The 16047-nt window shown below is 69.2% G+C and carries 17 protein-coding genes; 13 read left to right on the forward strand and 4 right to left on the reverse strand.

Annotated elements, in window-relative coordinates:
• Nucleotides 1–23 precede the first annotated feature (23 nt).
• From ACSQ2B_RS22845 to ACSQ2B_RS22855, 3 genes are all read left to right on the forward strand, one after another.
• Nucleotides 24–617, forward strand: a complete 594-nt coding sequence (locus ACSQ2B_RS22845; RefSeq protein ID WP_436053547.1) for a fasciclin domain-containing protein — start codon at nucleotides 24–26, stop codon at nucleotides 615–617.
• Between the two features lie 182 nt (nucleotides 618–799).
• Nucleotides 800–2581, forward strand: coding sequence for a DUF885 domain-containing protein (locus tag ACSQ2B_RS22850; RefSeq protein WP_436053549.1), 1782 nt, complete (start codon nucleotides 800–802; stop codon nucleotides 2579–2581).
• Nucleotides 2582–2636: 55 nt separating this feature from the next.
• Nucleotides 2637–3038 (forward strand): GxxExxY protein, encoded by a 402-nt coding sequence (locus ACSQ2B_RS22855; protein WP_436053550.1) that lies wholly within the window; start codon nucleotides 2637–2639, stop codon nucleotides 3036–3038.
• A gap of 36 nt (nucleotides 3039–3074) precedes the next feature.
• Here ACSQ2B_RS22855 and carA read toward each other — a convergent pair whose 3' ends face one another.
• Entirely contained in the window at nucleotides 3075–4241 is a 1167-nt protein-coding gene (gene carA, locus ACSQ2B_RS22860; protein WP_436053551.1) for a glutamine-hydrolyzing carbamoyl-phosphate synthase small subunit, read from the reverse strand.
• A gap of 155 nt (nucleotides 4242–4396) precedes the next feature.
• On the opposite strand from carA, the gene ACSQ2B_RS22865 reads away from it, so the two are divergent.
• The 4 genes from ACSQ2B_RS22865 (at nucleotide 4397) to sigJ (ending at nucleotide 6988) form a co-directional block, all read left to right on the forward strand.
• Entirely contained in the window at nucleotides 4397–5092 is a 696-nt protein-coding gene (locus ACSQ2B_RS22865; RefSeq protein WP_436053552.1) for an HAD family hydrolase, read from the forward strand.
• A gap of 62 nt (nucleotides 5093–5154) precedes the next feature.
• Nucleotides 5155–5565 carry a hypothetical protein gene (locus ACSQ2B_RS22870; RefSeq protein ID WP_436053554.1) on the forward strand — a complete coding sequence of 137 codons (411 nt, stop codon included), beginning with the start codon at nucleotides 5155–5157 and terminating at the stop codon, nucleotides 5563–5565.
• Nucleotides 5565–6116 (forward strand): hypothetical protein, encoded by a 552-nt coding sequence (locus ACSQ2B_RS22875; RefSeq protein ID WP_436053555.1) that lies wholly within the window; start codon nucleotides 5565–5567, stop codon nucleotides 6114–6116. The genes ACSQ2B_RS22870 and ACSQ2B_RS22875 overlap by 1 nt, the downstream gene beginning before the upstream one ends.
• A gap of 11 nt (nucleotides 6117–6127) precedes the next feature.
• Entirely contained in the window at nucleotides 6128–6988 is an 861-nt protein-coding gene (gene sigJ / locus ACSQ2B_RS22880; RefSeq protein ID WP_436053557.1) for an RNA polymerase sigma factor SigJ, read from the forward strand.
• Here sigJ and ACSQ2B_RS22885 read toward each other — a convergent pair.
• Nucleotides 6965–7228, reverse strand: coding sequence for a hypothetical protein (locus ACSQ2B_RS22885; RefSeq protein WP_436053559.1), 264 nt, complete (start codon nucleotides 7226–7228; stop codon nucleotides 6965–6967). The two genes, sigJ and ACSQ2B_RS22885, sit on opposite strands and share 24 nt — an antisense overlap.
• A 319-nt stretch (nucleotides 7229–7547) precedes the next feature.
• On the opposite strand from ACSQ2B_RS22885, the gene dnaG reads away from it, so the two are divergent.
• From dnaG to ACSQ2B_RS22900, 3 genes are all read left to right on the forward strand, one after another.
• On the forward strand, nucleotides 7548–9458 hold the full coding sequence (gene dnaG, locus ACSQ2B_RS22890; protein ID WP_436053561.1) for a DNA primase: 1911 nt from the start codon (nucleotides 7548–7550) through the stop codon (nucleotides 9456–9458).
• 86 nt (nucleotides 9459–9544) lie between these two features.
• Nucleotides 9545–11482, forward strand: coding sequence for an RNA polymerase sigma factor RpoD (gene rpoD, locus ACSQ2B_RS22895; protein ID WP_436053563.1), 1938 nt, complete (start codon nucleotides 9545–9547; stop codon nucleotides 11480–11482).
• 274 nt (nucleotides 11483–11756) lie between these two features.
• Nucleotides 11757–12185 carry a hypothetical protein gene (locus ACSQ2B_RS22900; RefSeq protein WP_436053565.1) on the forward strand — a complete coding sequence of 143 codons (429 nt, stop codon included), beginning with the start codon at nucleotides 11757–11759 and terminating at the stop codon, nucleotides 12183–12185.
• A 27-nt stretch (nucleotides 12186–12212) separates the two neighbouring features.
• On the opposite strand, the gene ACSQ2B_RS22905 is transcribed toward ACSQ2B_RS22900, so the two are convergent.
• On the reverse strand, nucleotides 12213–12587 hold the full coding sequence (locus ACSQ2B_RS22905) for an EthD domain-containing protein (protein ID WP_436053567.1): 375 nt from the start codon (nucleotides 12585–12587) through the stop codon (nucleotides 12213–12215).
• A 191-nt stretch (nucleotides 12588–12778) separates the two neighbouring features.
• Between ACSQ2B_RS22905 and ACSQ2B_RS22910 the strand changes: the two genes are divergently transcribed.
• From ACSQ2B_RS22910 to ACSQ2B_RS22920, 3 genes are all read left to right on the forward strand, one after another.
• Nucleotides 12779–13546 (forward strand): retropepsin-like aspartic protease family protein, encoded by a 768-nt coding sequence (locus ACSQ2B_RS22910; RefSeq protein ID WP_436053569.1) that lies wholly within the window; start codon nucleotides 12779–12781, stop codon nucleotides 13544–13546.
• Between the two features lie 32 nt (nucleotides 13547–13578).
• Nucleotides 13579–15000 carry a M48 family metalloprotease gene (locus tag ACSQ2B_RS22915; protein WP_436053571.1) on the forward strand — a complete coding sequence of 474 codons (1422 nt, stop codon included), beginning with the start codon at nucleotides 13579–13581 and terminating at the stop codon, nucleotides 14998–15000.
• A 148-nt stretch (nucleotides 15001–15148) separates the two neighbouring features.
• Complete coding sequence (locus ACSQ2B_RS22920) at nucleotides 15149–15475, forward strand: CC_3452 family protein (RefSeq protein WP_436053573.1); 327 nt, start codon at nucleotides 15149–15151, stop codon at nucleotides 15473–15475.
• A gap of 186 nt (nucleotides 15476–15661) precedes the next feature.
• On the opposite strand, the gene ACSQ2B_RS22925 is transcribed toward ACSQ2B_RS22920, so the two are convergent.
• Entirely contained in the window at nucleotides 15662–15895 is a 234-nt protein-coding gene (locus ACSQ2B_RS22925) for a hypothetical protein (protein ID WP_436053575.1), read from the reverse strand.
• Between the last annotated feature and the right edge of the window lie 152 nt (nucleotides 15896–16047).

Consider the following 16047-nt stretch of genomic DNA (forward strand, 5'->3'; position numbering starts at 1 on the left):
CGAAATTTTCGGAGGATATGACGATGACGGGTAAGTTTATCTCGGCCGCGATCGCTGGCGTCGTGCTTGCTGCGTCCGGATCTGGTCTGGCGTCAGCCCAGATGATGCACGCTCAGGACCACAAGAGCGGTGAGATGCACGCGCCGATGGTCGGCGGCGCGCCGATGTATCCCAGCAAGAACATCGTGCAGAACGCGGTGAATTCGAAGGATCACACCACATTGGTGGCCGCCGTGAAGGCCGCGGGCCTGGTCGAGACCCTGGAGGGCCCGGGTCCCTTCACCGTCTTCGCCCCCACCAACGCCGCCTTCGCCAAGCTGCCGGCCGGCACGGTCGACACCCTGGTCAAGCCGGAGAACAAGGCGACCCTCACCAAGGTCCTGACCTACCACGTCGTCCCGGGCCGCCTGTCGGCCACGGAGCTGATGGCCAAGGCCAAGGCCGGCGGCGGCAAGGCCATGCTGAAGACCGTCGAGGGCGAGGACCTGACGGTGCAGGTCAAGTCCGGCGCCGTCTGGCTGGTCGACGCCAAGGGCGGCGTGTCCCAGGTCGCCATCGCCGACGTGAACCAGTCCAACGGCGTGATCCACGTGGTCGACACGGTGCTGATGCCGTAGGACGCGGACGGCTGCTGCGGCCCCCTCCACCGCTGCGCGGTCCCCCTCCCCCAAGGGGGGAGGAGAGGGCGGCTGCGGCCTCGATTCTCCTCCCCCTCTAGGGGAGGGGGACCCCGAAGGGGTGGAGGGGGCCGCGCAGCCGTCCCACTTGGCGTCCCTGTCACCTCGTGCTCAGCTCGGGCATGACCGGTCTCCGCTTCACCCGCCGCGGCGCGGGTCTTCTCGCCCTGGCCGCCGTCGCTGCGCCGCGTGCGGTTCTGGCGGATCCCGCCGCCGACGCCCGCTTAGCCGCCCTGGCCAGCCGCTATATCGACGTCGGCGCCCAGCTCTCGCCGATCTCGGCGACGACGCTCGGCGACCACCGCTTCGACGCCCAGGTCGACGACGTCTCGGCCGCCGGGCGGGCCCGGCGCATCGCCTTCAACCGCAGCGTCCTCGCCGAAGCCCAGGCGATCCCCGCCGCCGAGCTTTCCCGGGAGAACCAGGTCGACCGGGCCCTGCTGATCAACCAGGCGCGCTATGACCTCTGGCGCGACGAGACGCTGAAGTCCTGGGCCTGGGATCCGCAGATCTATTCAGCTCTCGCCGGCGGGGCGCTCTACGGCCTGATGGCGCGCGACTTCGCCCCCTTGCCGGTGCGGCTGCGCGCGGCGATCGCGCGGATGGAGCGGCTGCCCGGCCTGCTGGCGCAGAGCCGCGCCCAGCTGCAGCCGGCCCGCGTTCCGCGCATCCACGCCGAGACGGCAGCCAAGCAGAACGCGGGCGTCACCGGGATCGTCGACGAGATGATCAAGCCGCACCTGGCCGAACTGTCGCCGGCCGAGCAAGCCCGGTTCGCCGCGGCCGACGCGCGGCTCCGGGCCGCGGCGGCCGAGCACCAGGCCTGGCTCGACAAGGTGCTGGTCCCGGCGGCGACGGGCGACTTCCGGCTGGGGGCCGCCCGCTACGACCAGAAGCTCGCCTTCGCCCTGCAGTCGCCCCTGTCGCGCCAGGAGATCCGGAAGGCGGCCGAGGCGGCGCTGGCCGCGACCCGGGCCGAGATGTACCGGATCTCAGCCTCCGTGCTGGCCGGCCGTCCGGGCGCGCCCGCCGCGCCGGCGACGCCCAACCCTTCCGTCCAGCAGGCGGTGATCGAGGCGGCGCTGGAGATCGCCTACGCCGATCACGCGCCGCGCGACGGCCTGGTCGAGGCCGCCCGCGCCGCGCTCGACCAGTCGACAGCGTTCGTAAAGGCGCGCGACCTGATCACCCTGCCGGACGCCCCCGTGGAGGTGATCCTGATGCCGGAGTTCCAGCGCGGTTCGGCGGTGGCCTATTGCGACGCGCCGGGGCCGCTCGACCGCGGCCAGAAGACCTTCTACGCCGTCTCGCCGATCCCCGACGACTGGTCGGCCGCCCAGGCCGACAGCTTCCTGCGCGAGTACAACCGGCGCGGCCTGCACGACATCGCCATCCACGAGGCCATGCCCGGCCACTATGTCCAGCTCTGGCATTCCAACCGGCATGCCTCGACGCTGCGGGCGGTGTTGAGCTCTGGGCCGTTCGTCGAGGGCTGGGCGGTCTATGCGGAGAACCTGATGGCGGTCGAAGGCTACCTCGACCACGACCCGCTGTTCCGCTTGCAGCAGCTGAAGACCCGCCTGCGCACCATCACCAACGCCATCCTCGACCAGATGGTCCATGTGGACGGGGCGAGCGAGGCCGAGGTGATGGCCTTCCTGACCGTCACCGCCTTCCAGCAGGAGCGCGAGGCGGCGGGCAAGTGGACCCGGGCCCGGCTCGATTCCGCCCAGCTGCCCTTCTACTTCGTCGGCGTCACCGAGCACGACGCCGTCCGCGCCGAAGCCGAACGCCGCTGGGGCGCGGACTTCACGCTGAAACGCTACCACGACAAGGTGCTGTCCTTCGGCTCCCCGCCGATGCGCTACGCCCGCGCCCTGATGTTCGACGAGGCGATCGGGTAGGTGGCGGCGTTCTCGTATTGTTCCAAAGCTTGCGCTGCTCTAAGCTCAGCAATGAATGGTCCACGAAAAACACGAAAAGCACGAAAAGGTCCTGTACGCGGACGAGGCCTACGCGATCCAGGGTGCGATCTTCGATGTCTACCGCACGATGGGCGCCGGGTTTCTGGAGAACGTGTACCAGGAGTGTCTGGCGCTGGAGTTCAGCGCACGGCGGATTTCGTTTCGCGCGCTTGAGCCGCTTAGGCTCGGATACAAGGGACATCCCCTCCGCCAGACCTATACACCAGACTTCGTCTGCTTCGACCGCATCATCCTTGAGCTTAAGGCGCTTCGAGCGCTCGCGCCTGAGCATCAGGCGCAGACAATAAACTATCTGAGAGCCAGCGGTTTAAGGCTGGGCCTGCTCGTGAACTTTGGGTCGACCCCTAAGGTTCAGATCGAGCGCTTCGCGATCTGACCTTTTCGTGTGTTTCGTGTATTTCGTGGACGAATCCTACTTCGCCGCGTCCATGAAGCCCGCGAACCTCTCGAAGAGGTAGAGGCTGTCGGTGGGGCCCGGCGAGGCTTCGGGGTGGTGCTGGACGGAGAAGACCGGGCGGTCCTTGAGGGCGATGCCGGCGTTGGTGCCGTCGAACAGCGAGACGTGGGTCTCCACGACCGGGGCGGGGAGGCTGTCGCGGTCCACGGTGAAGCCGTGGTTCATCGAGACGATCTCGACCTTGCCGGTGGTCAGGTCCTTCACCGGGTGGTTCGCCCCGTGGTGGCCCTGGTCCATCTTGGTGGTCTTGGCGCCCAGCGCCAGGGACAGCATCTGGTGGCCGAGGCAGATGCCGAAGACCGGCACGCCGCTTTCCACCAGCTTCCTGATCTCCGGCACCGCGTATTCGCCGGTCGCCGCCGGGTCGCCCGGGCCGTTCGATAGCAGGACGCCGTCCGGCTTGCGGGCCAGCACCTCTTCGGCGCTGGTCGAGGCCGGCACCACGGTGGCGCGCGCGCCGACCGAGGTCAGGGCCCTCAGGATGTTGCGCTTCACCCCGAAGTCGAGGACGACGACCTCGTACTTGGGCGCGCCCGGCTTGGCGTAGCCCTCGCCCCATTCCCACAGGCCCTCGTCATAGACGAAGGGCTGCAGGCAGGAGGCGTCCTTGGCGAGGTCCAGGCCTTCGAGGCCGTTCCAGGCGCGCGCCTGGGCGACCAGGGCTTCCAGGTCGAAGGTCCCCTCGGGCGAGTGGGCGATCACCGCGTGCGGCATGCCGGTCTCGCGAATCCGGCGGGTGAGCGCGCGGGTGTCGACGCCGGAGAGGCCGACGACGCCGCGGCGGGTCATCCAGGTCTCCAGGTCGCTGTCGGACCGCCAGTTGGCCGGCTGGGTCGGGGCGTCGCGGAAGATCGCCCCGCGGGCGGCGGTCTCGGCCGCGCCCGACATCTGCTCGACGTCTTCCACATTGGTGCCGACGTTGCCGACGTGCGGGAAGGTGAAGGCGACGATCTGGGCCATGTAGGAGGGGTCGGTCAGGATCTCCTGATAGCCGGTCATGGCGGTGTTGAAGCAGACCTCGCCCACCGCCTCGCCGACCGCGCCGACGCCGATCCCCTGAAGGATGGTCCCGTCTGCCAGGGCCAGCACGCCGGTGACGCCGGGCAACAGATCGCGGCTCATGGGGAGGCTCCTCTTGGGTGGACGGTTATTCAAAGATACGGGTCGCAAAAAGGCGGGCCGAGGTGAACCCCGCCCGCCGCACAAACGGCCGCGTAGGTAATGACTGGTCGCCGCCGGGTCAATGCACGGGAATTCGGATCTGCTAAGAGGTCGCGATGCGCATCACCACGGTCGGCTTGGACGCCGACGACACCCTCTGGCACAACGAGACCATCTTTCGCCTGACCCAGGACCGCTTTCGAGCCCTGATGGGCGAGGTCGCCGCGCCTGAGGAACTGGACGCGCGGCTGGCGGCGGTCGAGCGCCGGAACCTCGCCCTCTACGGCTATGGGGTGAAGGGCTTCACCCTGTCGATGATCGAGACGGCCATGGAGCTCACCGGCAACGAGGCGCCGGCGCGGCTGGTCGCCGACATCCTCGCCGCCGGGCGCGAGATGCTGGCCCATCCGGTGGAGCCGCTGGCCGGCGTCGACGTCGCGCTCTCTCGGCTGGCCGAACGCTATCGGCTCGTGCTGATCACCAAGGGCGACCTGCTGCACCAGGAGCAGAAGCTGGCGGCCTCCGGCCTCGGGGACTATTTCGCCGCGGTCGAAATCGTCAGCGAGAAGGACGCCTCGACCTATGCCCGGGTCTTCGCCCGCCACGGGACCGGGGCGGCGGAGGCGGCGATGTGCGGAAATTCGATGAAGTCCGACATCCTGCCGGCGCTCGCGGCGGGCGCCTTCGCCGCCCACGTGCCCTATCCGTTGATCTGGGCCCACGAGGCGGCCGACGCGCCGGCGGGCCACGCCCGGTTCGCCGAACTGGCCAGCATCGCCGACCTGCCGGACTGGCTGGGTCGCCTCGGCTGAGGCGGTCATGTCACAAGTCCGCCCGCTCATCCGTCCTTGGGGCAGAACGACGGAGAGCTTTGATGATTCGTATCCTGGCGGGCCTATTGGCGGTGTTTCTCGGGGTCACCGCGCTGGCGCAGCTGATCGCGCCCCTGAGCTGGTATGACGCCGTTCCCGGCGTGGTCGCGACCGGGCCGTTCAACGCCCACTTCGTACGCGACATCGGCGCGGCCTATCTGACCGTCGCAGGCAGCCTGGCGGCGTTCGCCTGGCGTCCTCGCCTCGCGCGGCCCGCCCTGATGGCGTCGGCGACCTTCCTGGTGGTGCACGCGGGCATCCATCTGTTCGACGCGGTTTGCGGCGCCCAGCCGCTGTCGGACACGGTCCGTGACTTCGCCGGCGTCCACCTGATGGCCCTGATCACCCTCGGCCTGGCGCTCGCCCCGGAGCCGCGATCCAGGCCGCAACCCAGCCTGAAAGGAGCCGTCTGATGCTGAAGGCCATTCTCCTGCGCGGCCTCGACCGGTTCGAGCGGACCTGGGGCTATGACGGCAGCTACATGCGCGCCCTGCTGCGGGCCTCGACGGCCAGCTTCTTCAAGTTCGGCCTGGCGACCGGAATGGTCGACCGCAAGGCCGCGCCGGCGGAGGCGCTGGCCGCGGCCGGGATCGTCGGAACCCTGGCCGAGGATTGCGGGCCCTGCGTGCAGATCTCCGCCGACATGGCCGCGGCGGCCGGCGTGACGCCCGACGTCCTGCGGGCCATCCTGGCCGGCGACGAACCCGGCATGGGCGAGACCGCCGTGCTCGTCTGGCGCTTCGCCCGGGCCAGTTTGGCGCGCGACATGGAGATCGCCGATCCGCTGCGCGACGAGATCGTCCGCCGCTGGGGCGAGGCGGGGCTAGCGGCAATCGCCCTTCAGCTCACCACGGCGCGGATGTATCCGACGCTCAAATATGCGCTGGGCTATGGCAAGGCCTGCTCCAAGGTCGTCGTGGCCGGCGTCGCCGCGCCGGTCGCCCACCCGCCGCTGGCGGCTTGAGTGGAGGCGTGATGATGCGCACGGCGGAATTCGAAGCGGAGCGGGGCCGGCTGCAGCGGCTCGCCTACCGCATGCTGGGCTCGGTCAGCGACGCCCAGGACGTGGTGCAGGACGCCTGGCTGCGCTGGACCCGCGCCGGCGCGGACGTCGCCGATCCCGCGGCCTGGCTGGTCAAGGCGACCACGCGGCTCTGCCTGGACCGCCTGCGCGCGGCCAAGGCCGAGCGGGCGGCCTACCGCGGCCCATGGCTGCCGGAGCCCCTGATCGAGCCGCTGGTCGAGGATCCGGTCGAGCGCGCCGAGGATGTCTCGGTGGCCTTCCTGCTGGCGCTGGAGCGGCTCTCGCCCCTCGAGCGCGCCGTCTTTCTGCTGCGGGAGGCCTTCGAGGAGGACTATGCGGCGATCGGCCGGGCCCTCGGGCGCAGCGAGGCGGCGGTGCGCCAGCTGGCGGCGCGGGCCAAGGCCCATGTCCGCGAGGCCCGGCCGCGCTATTCGGTGGATCGGGCGGAAGCCGAGCGGCTGGCCCATGCCTTCCTGGCGGCTGCGGCCAGCGGGGACGCCAGCGCCTTCTCGGCCCTGCTGGCGCAGGACGCCATCATGGTCTCCGACGGCGGCGGCAAGCGGATGGCGGCGCTGCGCGTCCTGGTCGGCCCCGCGGACATCGCAGGCCTGTTCCTGGCCGTGGCCGAGCGGCATGGGCCGATGGCGGTCAGCTCGGTGCGACTGGCGCGGATCAACGGCTATCCGGGCGTGGTGCTGGAGATGGCGGACGGGCCGCAGACCTTCGCCCTGGAGCCCGGCCCGGACGGCCGGATCGCGGCGATCTACGTGGTCCGCAATCCGGAGAAGCTAGGCCACGTTTCGGCGTCTTAGCTGGGACGTCGTCAGGGCGCCGCGCAGCTGGGCGGTCCGGCGGCGCAGGGCCGCCACCACGGACATGGTCATCACCAGGGCGAAGATCGCCAGCCAGAAGAGCTCGCGCAGACGGCTCTCCACGTCGTGCTGCACGTCGTCGGCGGCGCGGCCGCCGAGCATCGCGCTCACGCCGAAATATTCCAGGCACGCCAGCACCAGGAAGGTGATCAGCAGCGCCCCGCCCAAACGCAGCCACATGGCCATTCGCCTAAGTCCTTCCAAGCGCCCCGGCGCCCTGACGCGGGATCGCAGTTCTCGCCGTGGTCGGCTGCGGTCAAACGAGAACGCCGCCGCAGCTCATATAGGTATGCGGCGGCAAGTGCGATTGGCGGTATGTGCATCGCCCGCTAAGACGAATCGCTCGGGCGGTCCAGAATGGGCGGCGCCAGAGCCCTTCCCGCTCGCATTGGAAACGATGCGAGCGGATGAGAAGGGCTCTCATCAAAGAGCGACGACCCTGTCTATCCCGCCTGAATGTCAGGCGGACAGGGTCTAGGCTGGAGGCGACGGATCGACCGTGCGTTTTGACGAACGGTTCCTGGACGAGATCAAGTCGCGCCTGCGCCCTTCGGACGTGATCGGCAAGACGGTGAAGCTGCGCAAACAGGGGCGCGAGTTCGTCGGCCTCTCGCCCTTCACCAAGGAAAAGACCCCCTCCTTCTACGTCAACGACGACAAGGGCCAGTTCTTCGACTTCTCGTCCGGCAAGTCCGGCGACCTGATCTCCTTCCTGCAGGAGACCGAGCGGCTGTCCTTTTCCGAGGCCGTCGAACGACTGGCGGCCGAGGCCGGCCTGCAGCTGCCGGTCGCCGACCCGCGCACGGCCGAGCAGGAGAAGAAGCGCCAGGGGCTCTCCGACTGGCTGGACCTGGCGGCCCAGTGGTTCGAGGCCGAACTGCGCCGGCCGGTCGGCCGCGAGGCGCGCGCCTATCTGGAGCGGCGCGGCCTGCCGGAAAGCGAGTGGGCGCGTTTCCGGCTGGGCTTCTCGCCGTCCGGGCGCACGGCGCTGAAGGACTATCTGGTGACCAAGGGCGCCCGGCCCCAGGCGCTGGTCGAGACCGGCCTCCTGATCGCCCCGGAAGACGGCGGCCAGCCCTACGACCGGTTCCGCGACCGGATCATCTTCCCGATCACCGATCCGCGCGGCCGGGTGGTCTCGTTCGGCGGCCGGGCGATGGATCCCCAGGCCCGCGCCAAATACCTGAACGGGCCGGAGACGCCGCTCTTCCACAAGGGCCACCAGCTCTATGGCCTGGCGGAGGCGCGCAAGATGCTGGCCGCCGCCCCGAACGGCGAGAACCCGTCGCTGGCGGTCGTCGAGGGCTATATGGACGTGATCGCCTGCCAGCGGGCCGGCGTCCCGGCGGTGGCGCCGATGGGCACGGCGCTCACCGAAGAGCAGATGGAGATGCTCTGGCGCCATCACCCGGAGCCGACGCTCTGCTTCGACGGCGACCGCGCCGGCCGCCAGGCCGCCGCCCGGACCATGGATCGCGCCCTGCCGCTGCTGCAGCCCGGCAAGAGTTTCAAGTTCGCCCTGGTGGAAGGCGGCAAGGACCCCGACGAGGTGCTGCGCGAGCACGGGCCCCAGGCGCTCAAGGCCCAGCTGGCCAGCACCACCGCCTTCGCCGAGGCCCTGTTCATCCGCGAACGCGACCTGGAGACCCTGGACACGCCCGAGCGGCGGGCCGGGCTGAAGGGCCGGCTGCGCCATGCGGCGGGGCTGATCGCCGACAAGGACCTGCAGCAGGCCTATCGCGACGACCTCCTGCAGCGCCTCGACGGCCTGTTCGCCGCGGCGCGGCCGGCGCGCGCCCAGGAGGGCGGGCGCCCCAGCGCAAAGGGCGGTGACTTCCAGCGGGGCGACTTCCGGCGCGGTGGCGGACGCAACGCCCCGCTCGCCGGCGGCACGCCGGAGGGCATGGCTGCGGCAAAACGTCTCGCCGTGACTCTCGCCTCGCCAAGCGCGGCTCTGGCCCACGTGGCGATCTCGGATCCCGGCGTTCTCGACGAGCATCTGGAGGACGGCTTCACCGCAAGAGGCTTCGGCGAACCGGTGCTCGGTGAATTGGTCAAGGAAATCATTCGGCTTCGTCTGGAGGCAGACCACCTTGACTCCGCCGCTCTGCAACGCCATCTGGCCTCGTGCGGATTTAGCGCGCTGTTGACAGACATCGAACGGGCCGCTGCGAACTCGGGCGCGCCCATGCTCAAAGATGATGTCTCCCTCGATGCGCGGAGATCCCAGTGGTCGCGTGGCTTCGCCGCTCTTTCGAGAGCTGCGGCGCTGGATGACGCCATTAACGCTGCTAAGGGTAGCCTTAGCGGACGTGAACATATGGCCGCATTCGAGCGTCTGAAGACGGAACGTGACGCACTGAAACGCGCGATCAGAACGGGAACGATTTGGACGGAAGACGGGTCGTAAGGTCGCGGGACCTTAGCGAGTCGTCCGCCACGCACCATATTTCGGCCCTCGCCTTGTAAAGGCGCGAGCCGGTTTCGGAGATTTAGATGAGCACGAACACGGCCGAAGCGGAAACCCCTGAAACCACGGGCGGCGACGGTCCGCTGCTCGACCTGACGGACGCCGCGGTCAAGAAGTTCATCAAGCAGGCCAAGGCCCGCGGCTACGTCACCATGGACGAGCTGAACAAGGTGCTGCCGTCGGAGGAAGTCACCTCCGAGGCCATCGAAGACACGCTGGCCATGCTGTCGGAGATGGGCGTCAACGTCGTCGAGGCGGAAGAAGACGCCGAGGGCGGCGAGGTGGCGGTCCGCGAAGAGTCGGCCGTGGTCGAGACGACCAAGGAGCCGGCCTACGACCGCACCGACGACCCGGTGCGGATGTACCTGCGCGAGATGGGCTCGGTCGAGCTGCTGTCCCGCGAAGGCGAAATCGCCATCGCCAAGCGCATCGAAGCCGGCCGCGACACCATGATCCGCGGGCTGTGCGAAAGCGCCCTGACCTTCGAAGCCATCATGGTGTGGCGCGAGGAGCTGGGCTCGGGCCGCATCCTGCTGCGCGAGGTGATCGACCTCGAACAGACCTACGGCGGCCAGAACGCGGGCGTCGAGGTTCCGGCCGAGCCCGCCGCGGAGGCGCCTCCGGCCGAGGCGGCCGAGCCCGGCGCCGCCGAGGGCGAAGGCGATGGCGAGAACGAAGACGATTTCGACGACGGCGCGGGCCCCACCATCAGCGCGATGGAAGCCGAGCTGCGCGAAGGCGTCATGGTCACCCTCGACGCCATCGCCGTGGAGTTCGAAAGCTTCCGCCTGCTGCAGGAGAAGCTGGTCGGCGCCAAGCTGAAGGGCGAGGATCTCTCCCAGGCCGACCGCAAGGCCTATGAGGTGGCGACGACGAACATCGTCCAGCACCTCAAGACGCTGAAGCTGAACAACAACCGCATCGAGGCCCTGGTCGAGCAGCTCTATGCGATCAACAAGCGCCTGATGGGCCTGGAAGGCCGGCTGCTGCGCCTGGCCGACAGCTACGGCATCAGCCGCACCGAGTTCCTGAAGGCCTACTTCGGCTCGGAAATGCGTCCGGACTGGTCGACCCAGGTCAAGACGCTCGGCATCCGCTGGACCAAGTTCGCCGAGAACGACGCCGGCCAGATCGGCGACATCCGCACCGAGATCGCCGGGCTCGCCCAAGAGACCGGCGTGCCGATCGACGACTACCGCCGCATCGTCCAGACCGTGCAGAAGGGCGAGCGCGAAGCCCGTCAGGCGAAGAAGGAAATGGTCGAGGCCAACCTGCGCCTCGTGATCTCCATCGCCAAGAAGTACACCAACCGCGGCCTGCAGTTCCTGGACCTGATCCAGGAGGGCAACATCGGCCTGATGAAGGCGGTCGACAAGTTCGAGTACCGCCGGGGCTACAAGTTCTCGACCTACGCCACCTGGTGGATCCGGCAGGCGATCACCCGCTCGATCGCCGACCAGGCCCGGACCATCCGCATCCCGGTGCATATGATCGAGACGATCAACAAGATCGTCCGCACCTCGCGCCAGATGCTGCACGAGATCGGCCGCGAGCCGACCCCGGAAGAACTGGCCGAAAAGCTCGCCATGCCGCTCGAGAAGGTGCGCAAGGTGCTGAAGATCGCCAAGGAGCCGATCAGCCTGGAGACGCCGATCGGCGACGAAGAGGACAGCCACCTCGGCGACTTCATCGAGGACAAGAACGCCATCCTGCCGATCGACGCGGCGATCCAGTCGAACCTGCGGGAGACCACCACCCGCGTGCTGGCCTCGCTCACCCCGCGGGAAGAGCGCGTGCTGCGCATGCGCTTCGGCATCGGCATGAACACCGACCACACCCTCGAAGAAGTCGGCCAGCAGTTCAGCGTCACCCGCGAACGGATCCGCCAGATCGAAGCCAAGGCGCTGCGCAAGCTCAAGCACCCCAGCCGCAGCCGCAAGCTCCGCAGCTTCCTCGACAGCTAGGACCCAAGAGCCCCGCCCACCGGCGGGGCTTTTTCGTTGGGGCGTTCGCGCGCCACGACAGCCAGGTTGCCTTCGCAGCGCCAGCCGTCTTTGCTACAAGCCTCGCCGTGACCTACGCGACCCGCCCCCAGGCTCAGAAGCAGCAACGCCTTCCGGCGGTGTTTGCGCGCGCCTGTTCCTGAGCGGTCCCTTCCGTCAGCCACAGCGTCCCGCAAACCCCGCCTCGGCGGGGTTTTTGCTGCGCCCGCCGAGCCCCTGACCGCCAAGGAGCTCCATGCCGTCCCATCTCTCCGACGCAGACATCGACCGCATCGGCCGCGGCCTCGTGGCGCGCACCCTGCCCAAGGCCGAGTGGACCCACGCCGCCCACTTCGCCGCCGCGCTCTGGCTGCTGCGCCGGCCGGGGATCGACGCCGCGCACGACATGCCCGGCCTGATCCGCGCCTACAATGAAGCCACGGGCGTTCCGAACACCGAGACCTCCGGCTATCACGAGACCATCACCCAGGCCTCGCTGCGCGCCGCCCGCGCCTGGCTGCACGCCCGGCCGGGGGCGCCGCTGTCCGCGGCCCTGGCCGGGCTGCTCGCCGCGTCCTTCGGCCGGCCTGACTGGCTGCTGGTCCACTGGTCGCGCCCGCGGCTCTTCTCGCCAGAGGCCCGACGAACCTGGCTATACCCCGACCTCGAGCCGCTGCCGTTCTGATCGCAGATCGTTCCCGGCGACCGCGCCCTATTGGGCGACCAGCCTGGACTCGCGCTCGACGACCGTCGCGATCCGGAAAGAGGCACGGTCGAACAACTGCTTCTCATCCTCGACGATCACCTCGGGCATGATGGTGCTGGTGATGTAGTCGACCGTGCCGCGGAAGATGGCCTCGTCGTCGAACCATAGCTCGGTGATCACGTCGAAGGACATTTCATCGTTCGGTCCCGTTTCCGGGTGCGGAAGCGGATCGACGTAGCGTCGAATATAGCGGGTGACGCCTGAGGTATATTTCTCGCAAAGCGGCGCATGGTTATTTTCATAGTAGTCGCGGAACGCGTCCACCGTCATGCCGGGGCGGCGCTTCATGAACAGAAGAACCTTGTATGTGACGTCGGCCATTTAATCCTCCCAGGGTTAGGCGTCGTGCTTGCTTGAGATCTTATCGGCTCGTCGCACGAGGGGCTTGCGGGCGCGGCGACCGCACGGCCGTAGAAATGCGGAGGCAATCAACCGGAATTTCACCGGCCCGCCAATGGCCGCCAAGTTGTCCGCCGTCGCGCCCCCGCCTATCCTGCCTGCGGGGAGGCCGCATGACGCACGACAATGGACCCTGGGCTCGGCCGCCGGCCGCGCCTGCGCCCCCTGCGCCGCGGGTGCGGCCGCGCATCCTCCTCTGGCTCGCCTTCTGCGCCGCCCTGGCCGCGATCATCCTGGCGCTGGCCCGCGCCTTTCCGGAGGCGGTCCGCACCCCCGCTGACTGGGCCGAGGTCGCCCGCGCCGCGGGGATCCTGGTCCTGGTCGCCGCCGGCATGTTCCGCGCCGGCCGGGTGTTACGGCCGCAGCACCTGAAGTACGCCGCCGCCTGGGCCGGAATCATCGCCGTCCTGGCGCTGGGCTTCGCCTATCGGCGGGAGCTGAGCGACGTCGGCCAGCATCTGCAACTGGCCTTCAGCGCCGGCGATCCGGTCGTCACCGCCGAGCGCGAGCTGGTCGTGCCGCAGGGCGAGGACGGCGGCTACATTCTGGTGGGCCGGGTGAACGGCCAGCGCGTCCGCTTCGTGGTGGACACCGGGGCGACCGACACCGTGCTCAGTCCCGACGACGCGCGCCGCATCGGCGTCGACATGGCGAGCCTTCGCTATGTCATGGAAGCCGAGACCGCGAACGGCATGGGCTCCGCTGCGCCCTATGTCGCCCAGCGCCTCGAAGTGGGGCCGATGGCGCTTTCGGACTTCCAGCTGACGGTGAACCGCGCGCCGATGAGCGCCTCGCTGCTGGGCATGAGCTTCCTGTCCCGGCTGGAATCCTTCCACATCGAGGACCACAAGCTGGTCCTGCGCTGGCGCGAGGCAGGTTAGATCGCCCTCGATCGTCGTCCCCGGGAATGAGCATGAGCCGCCGACACCTCCGCCCCGTTGTCGCCGCCCTCGCGGCCCTCTCCTTGGCGACCTCGGCCGCGGCCGCGCCATCGCAGACGCCCGAGCAGCGCCGGGCCGAGATCCTGCAGGCCTTCGGCGGCGCCTACGAAGGGCCGATCAACGCCTACGTCAGCCGGATCGGCGCGCGGATGGCGGCGGCGGCAGGGCAGGGCGGGCGCTGCACCTTCAGCGTGATCAACAGCGAGGTGGTCAACGCCTTCGCCAGCCCGCCCGGCTGCGACATCTACGTGACCCGCGGCCTGCTGGGGCTGATCCGCAGCGAGGACGAACTGGCCGCCGTGCTGGGCCACGAAGTCGGCCACGTGGCCGCCAACCACGCCGGCCGCCGCCAGACCCGTTCGGCGATCACCGGGATCGGCGCCCTGATCCTGGGCGCCGTCACGGGGTCTGGGGAGGTCGCCCAGATCGCCGGCAAGGCCGGGCAGTTGGGCGTGCTCAGCTATTCGCGCGGTCAGGAGTTCGAGGCCGACAGCCTTTCGGCGCGCTATCTGGCCAGCGCCGGCTACAATCCGTTCGGCCTCGCCGACATGCTCTCCGCCTTGCAGGCCAGCGACCAGATCGAGACCCTGGACCAGGGGACGCAGACCAAGGCCCAGCCCGTCTGGTCGCGCACCCACCCGCTGACCGGCGAGCGCGTCGCACGGGCGGTCAGCGCGGCGCGCGCGACCGCACCGTCGGCGCCCGGCGCCGCGCCGGCGCGGCTTGACGGCTACCTCGACGCCGTGGACGGCTTGCTGTTCGGCGAAGACCCGGAACAGGGCGTCGTGATCGGCCGCCGCTTCCTGCACCCCGGCCTCGGCTTCGGCTTCACCGGGCCCCAGGGCTTCGTCCTCGCCAACAGCCCGAGCGCGGTGATGATCCAGGGGTCGGGCGGCCTGAGGGCGCAGTTCGCCGGCGCCGTAAGCGGTCGCGGGGATCCGGTCGACGAGGCCTACGCCGCGCTGCGTCAAGTGATCGGCCAGGCGCCGGCCCGGACGGCGGAGCTGAAGCGCACCCGGATCGGCGGCTATGACGCCGTGGTCCTGCCGGCCCAGGCCCAGGCGAGCAACGGCTGGGTCGACGTGACCGTCGTCGTCTACGCCGTCGGCCGCGAGACCTTCCACCTTGTGACCCTGGCGCCGGCGGGCCAGGCCTATGTCTTCGACCCGCTGATCGGGTCCTTCCACCGGCTGACCGCCGCCGAACGCGCCGAGGCCCGGCCGAAGCGGATCCGCGTCGTCGCCGTAACCGCGGGGGACACGGTCGCCTCGCTGGCCGCCCGCATGGCGGTGGAGGACCACCCGCGCGAGCAGTTCGAGGCCATCAACGGCCTGCAGCCCGGCGACGCGCTTCGCCCCGGCGACCGGGTGAAGATCGTGGCAGCCGGCTCCTAAAACGCGTGAGGCAGATGAGCCAAACGAACGCGCTCTGCGCTCAAGGGCCGGTCGCCCCGGCGTTATTTGTCACAACCTTCAAAACGTATTTTGCAATGTCGAGGTGCGCAATGCATACGAAGAGCATCCTCTTCCGCGGAGCAATATCTTGAAGCCCTTTACCCTCATGGCGGTCGCCGCCTTCCTGGCCAGCGCCGTCGTCTCGACCGCCGCCGCCGCCGGCCCCTCCACGGGCCCCGTCGTGGCGAAGCTGCAGACCCCGATCGCCAAGCGCGTCCGCCCGATCGCCGGCGAGGCGGTGTTCGTCTGTGAGGCCGACACCTGCTCGGCCGCGACCCCGACCAGCGCCACCAACTCGGTTCCCAGCTGTCGCGAACTTGCGCGTCGCGTGGGCGCGCTGGCGAGCTTCGGCGCAGACGGCGCGGCCCTTGACGCCGAGGGCCTGGCCCGCTGCAATCTGGCCGCCCGCAAGTAGGCGCCCGTCGAGCGAGTCAGGCGAACGTGTTTCGCCGCTCGAACGCGCTCTACACTCTTGAATCTACAGCACGTTCAGCGGTCGGGCGATTTCCGCCTGACCGCGTCGCGGCCTCGTGGGTGAAGACCTCGAGGCCGCCCGCAAGGCGATGATCCGGAACTACCGGCAGACCCATGCGGCTGACCGCTATCGGCCAGCCGCCGTCGGCGCCGCCTCGGTATAGGACTTGGACGCGCGGTCGGCCTCGGCCGCCGTCGGCGGCAGGCGAAGGACGCAGACCGCGTCGTCCCAGACTTCGATGGACGCGAAGTGCGCCCAACGATTTCGCGCGAGCTTCAGCATCTGTATCGGCCGAAGGGGCGTAAGCAGCTCTGTGAGCTGGACTTGGCCCTGGCTGCTTAGTCCCAGTAATACTTGCAAGACAGATTTTCTCCAAAACCTGCCCACCCCAGCGGGCTTATAATTAGGAGGATGTGCTTAATTTCACCCGAACGAACAGGGTTAACGAAACAAGTATGGCGCACTGCCGCTACTCAATGGCGCGGCCCTCAGAAGCATAGTTTTCGCGGCCT

Source organism: Phenylobacterium sp. LjRoot225, from assembly GCF_964252855.1.
GTDB lineage: Bacteria > Pseudomonadota > Alphaproteobacteria > Caulobacterales > Caulobacteraceae > Phenylobacterium.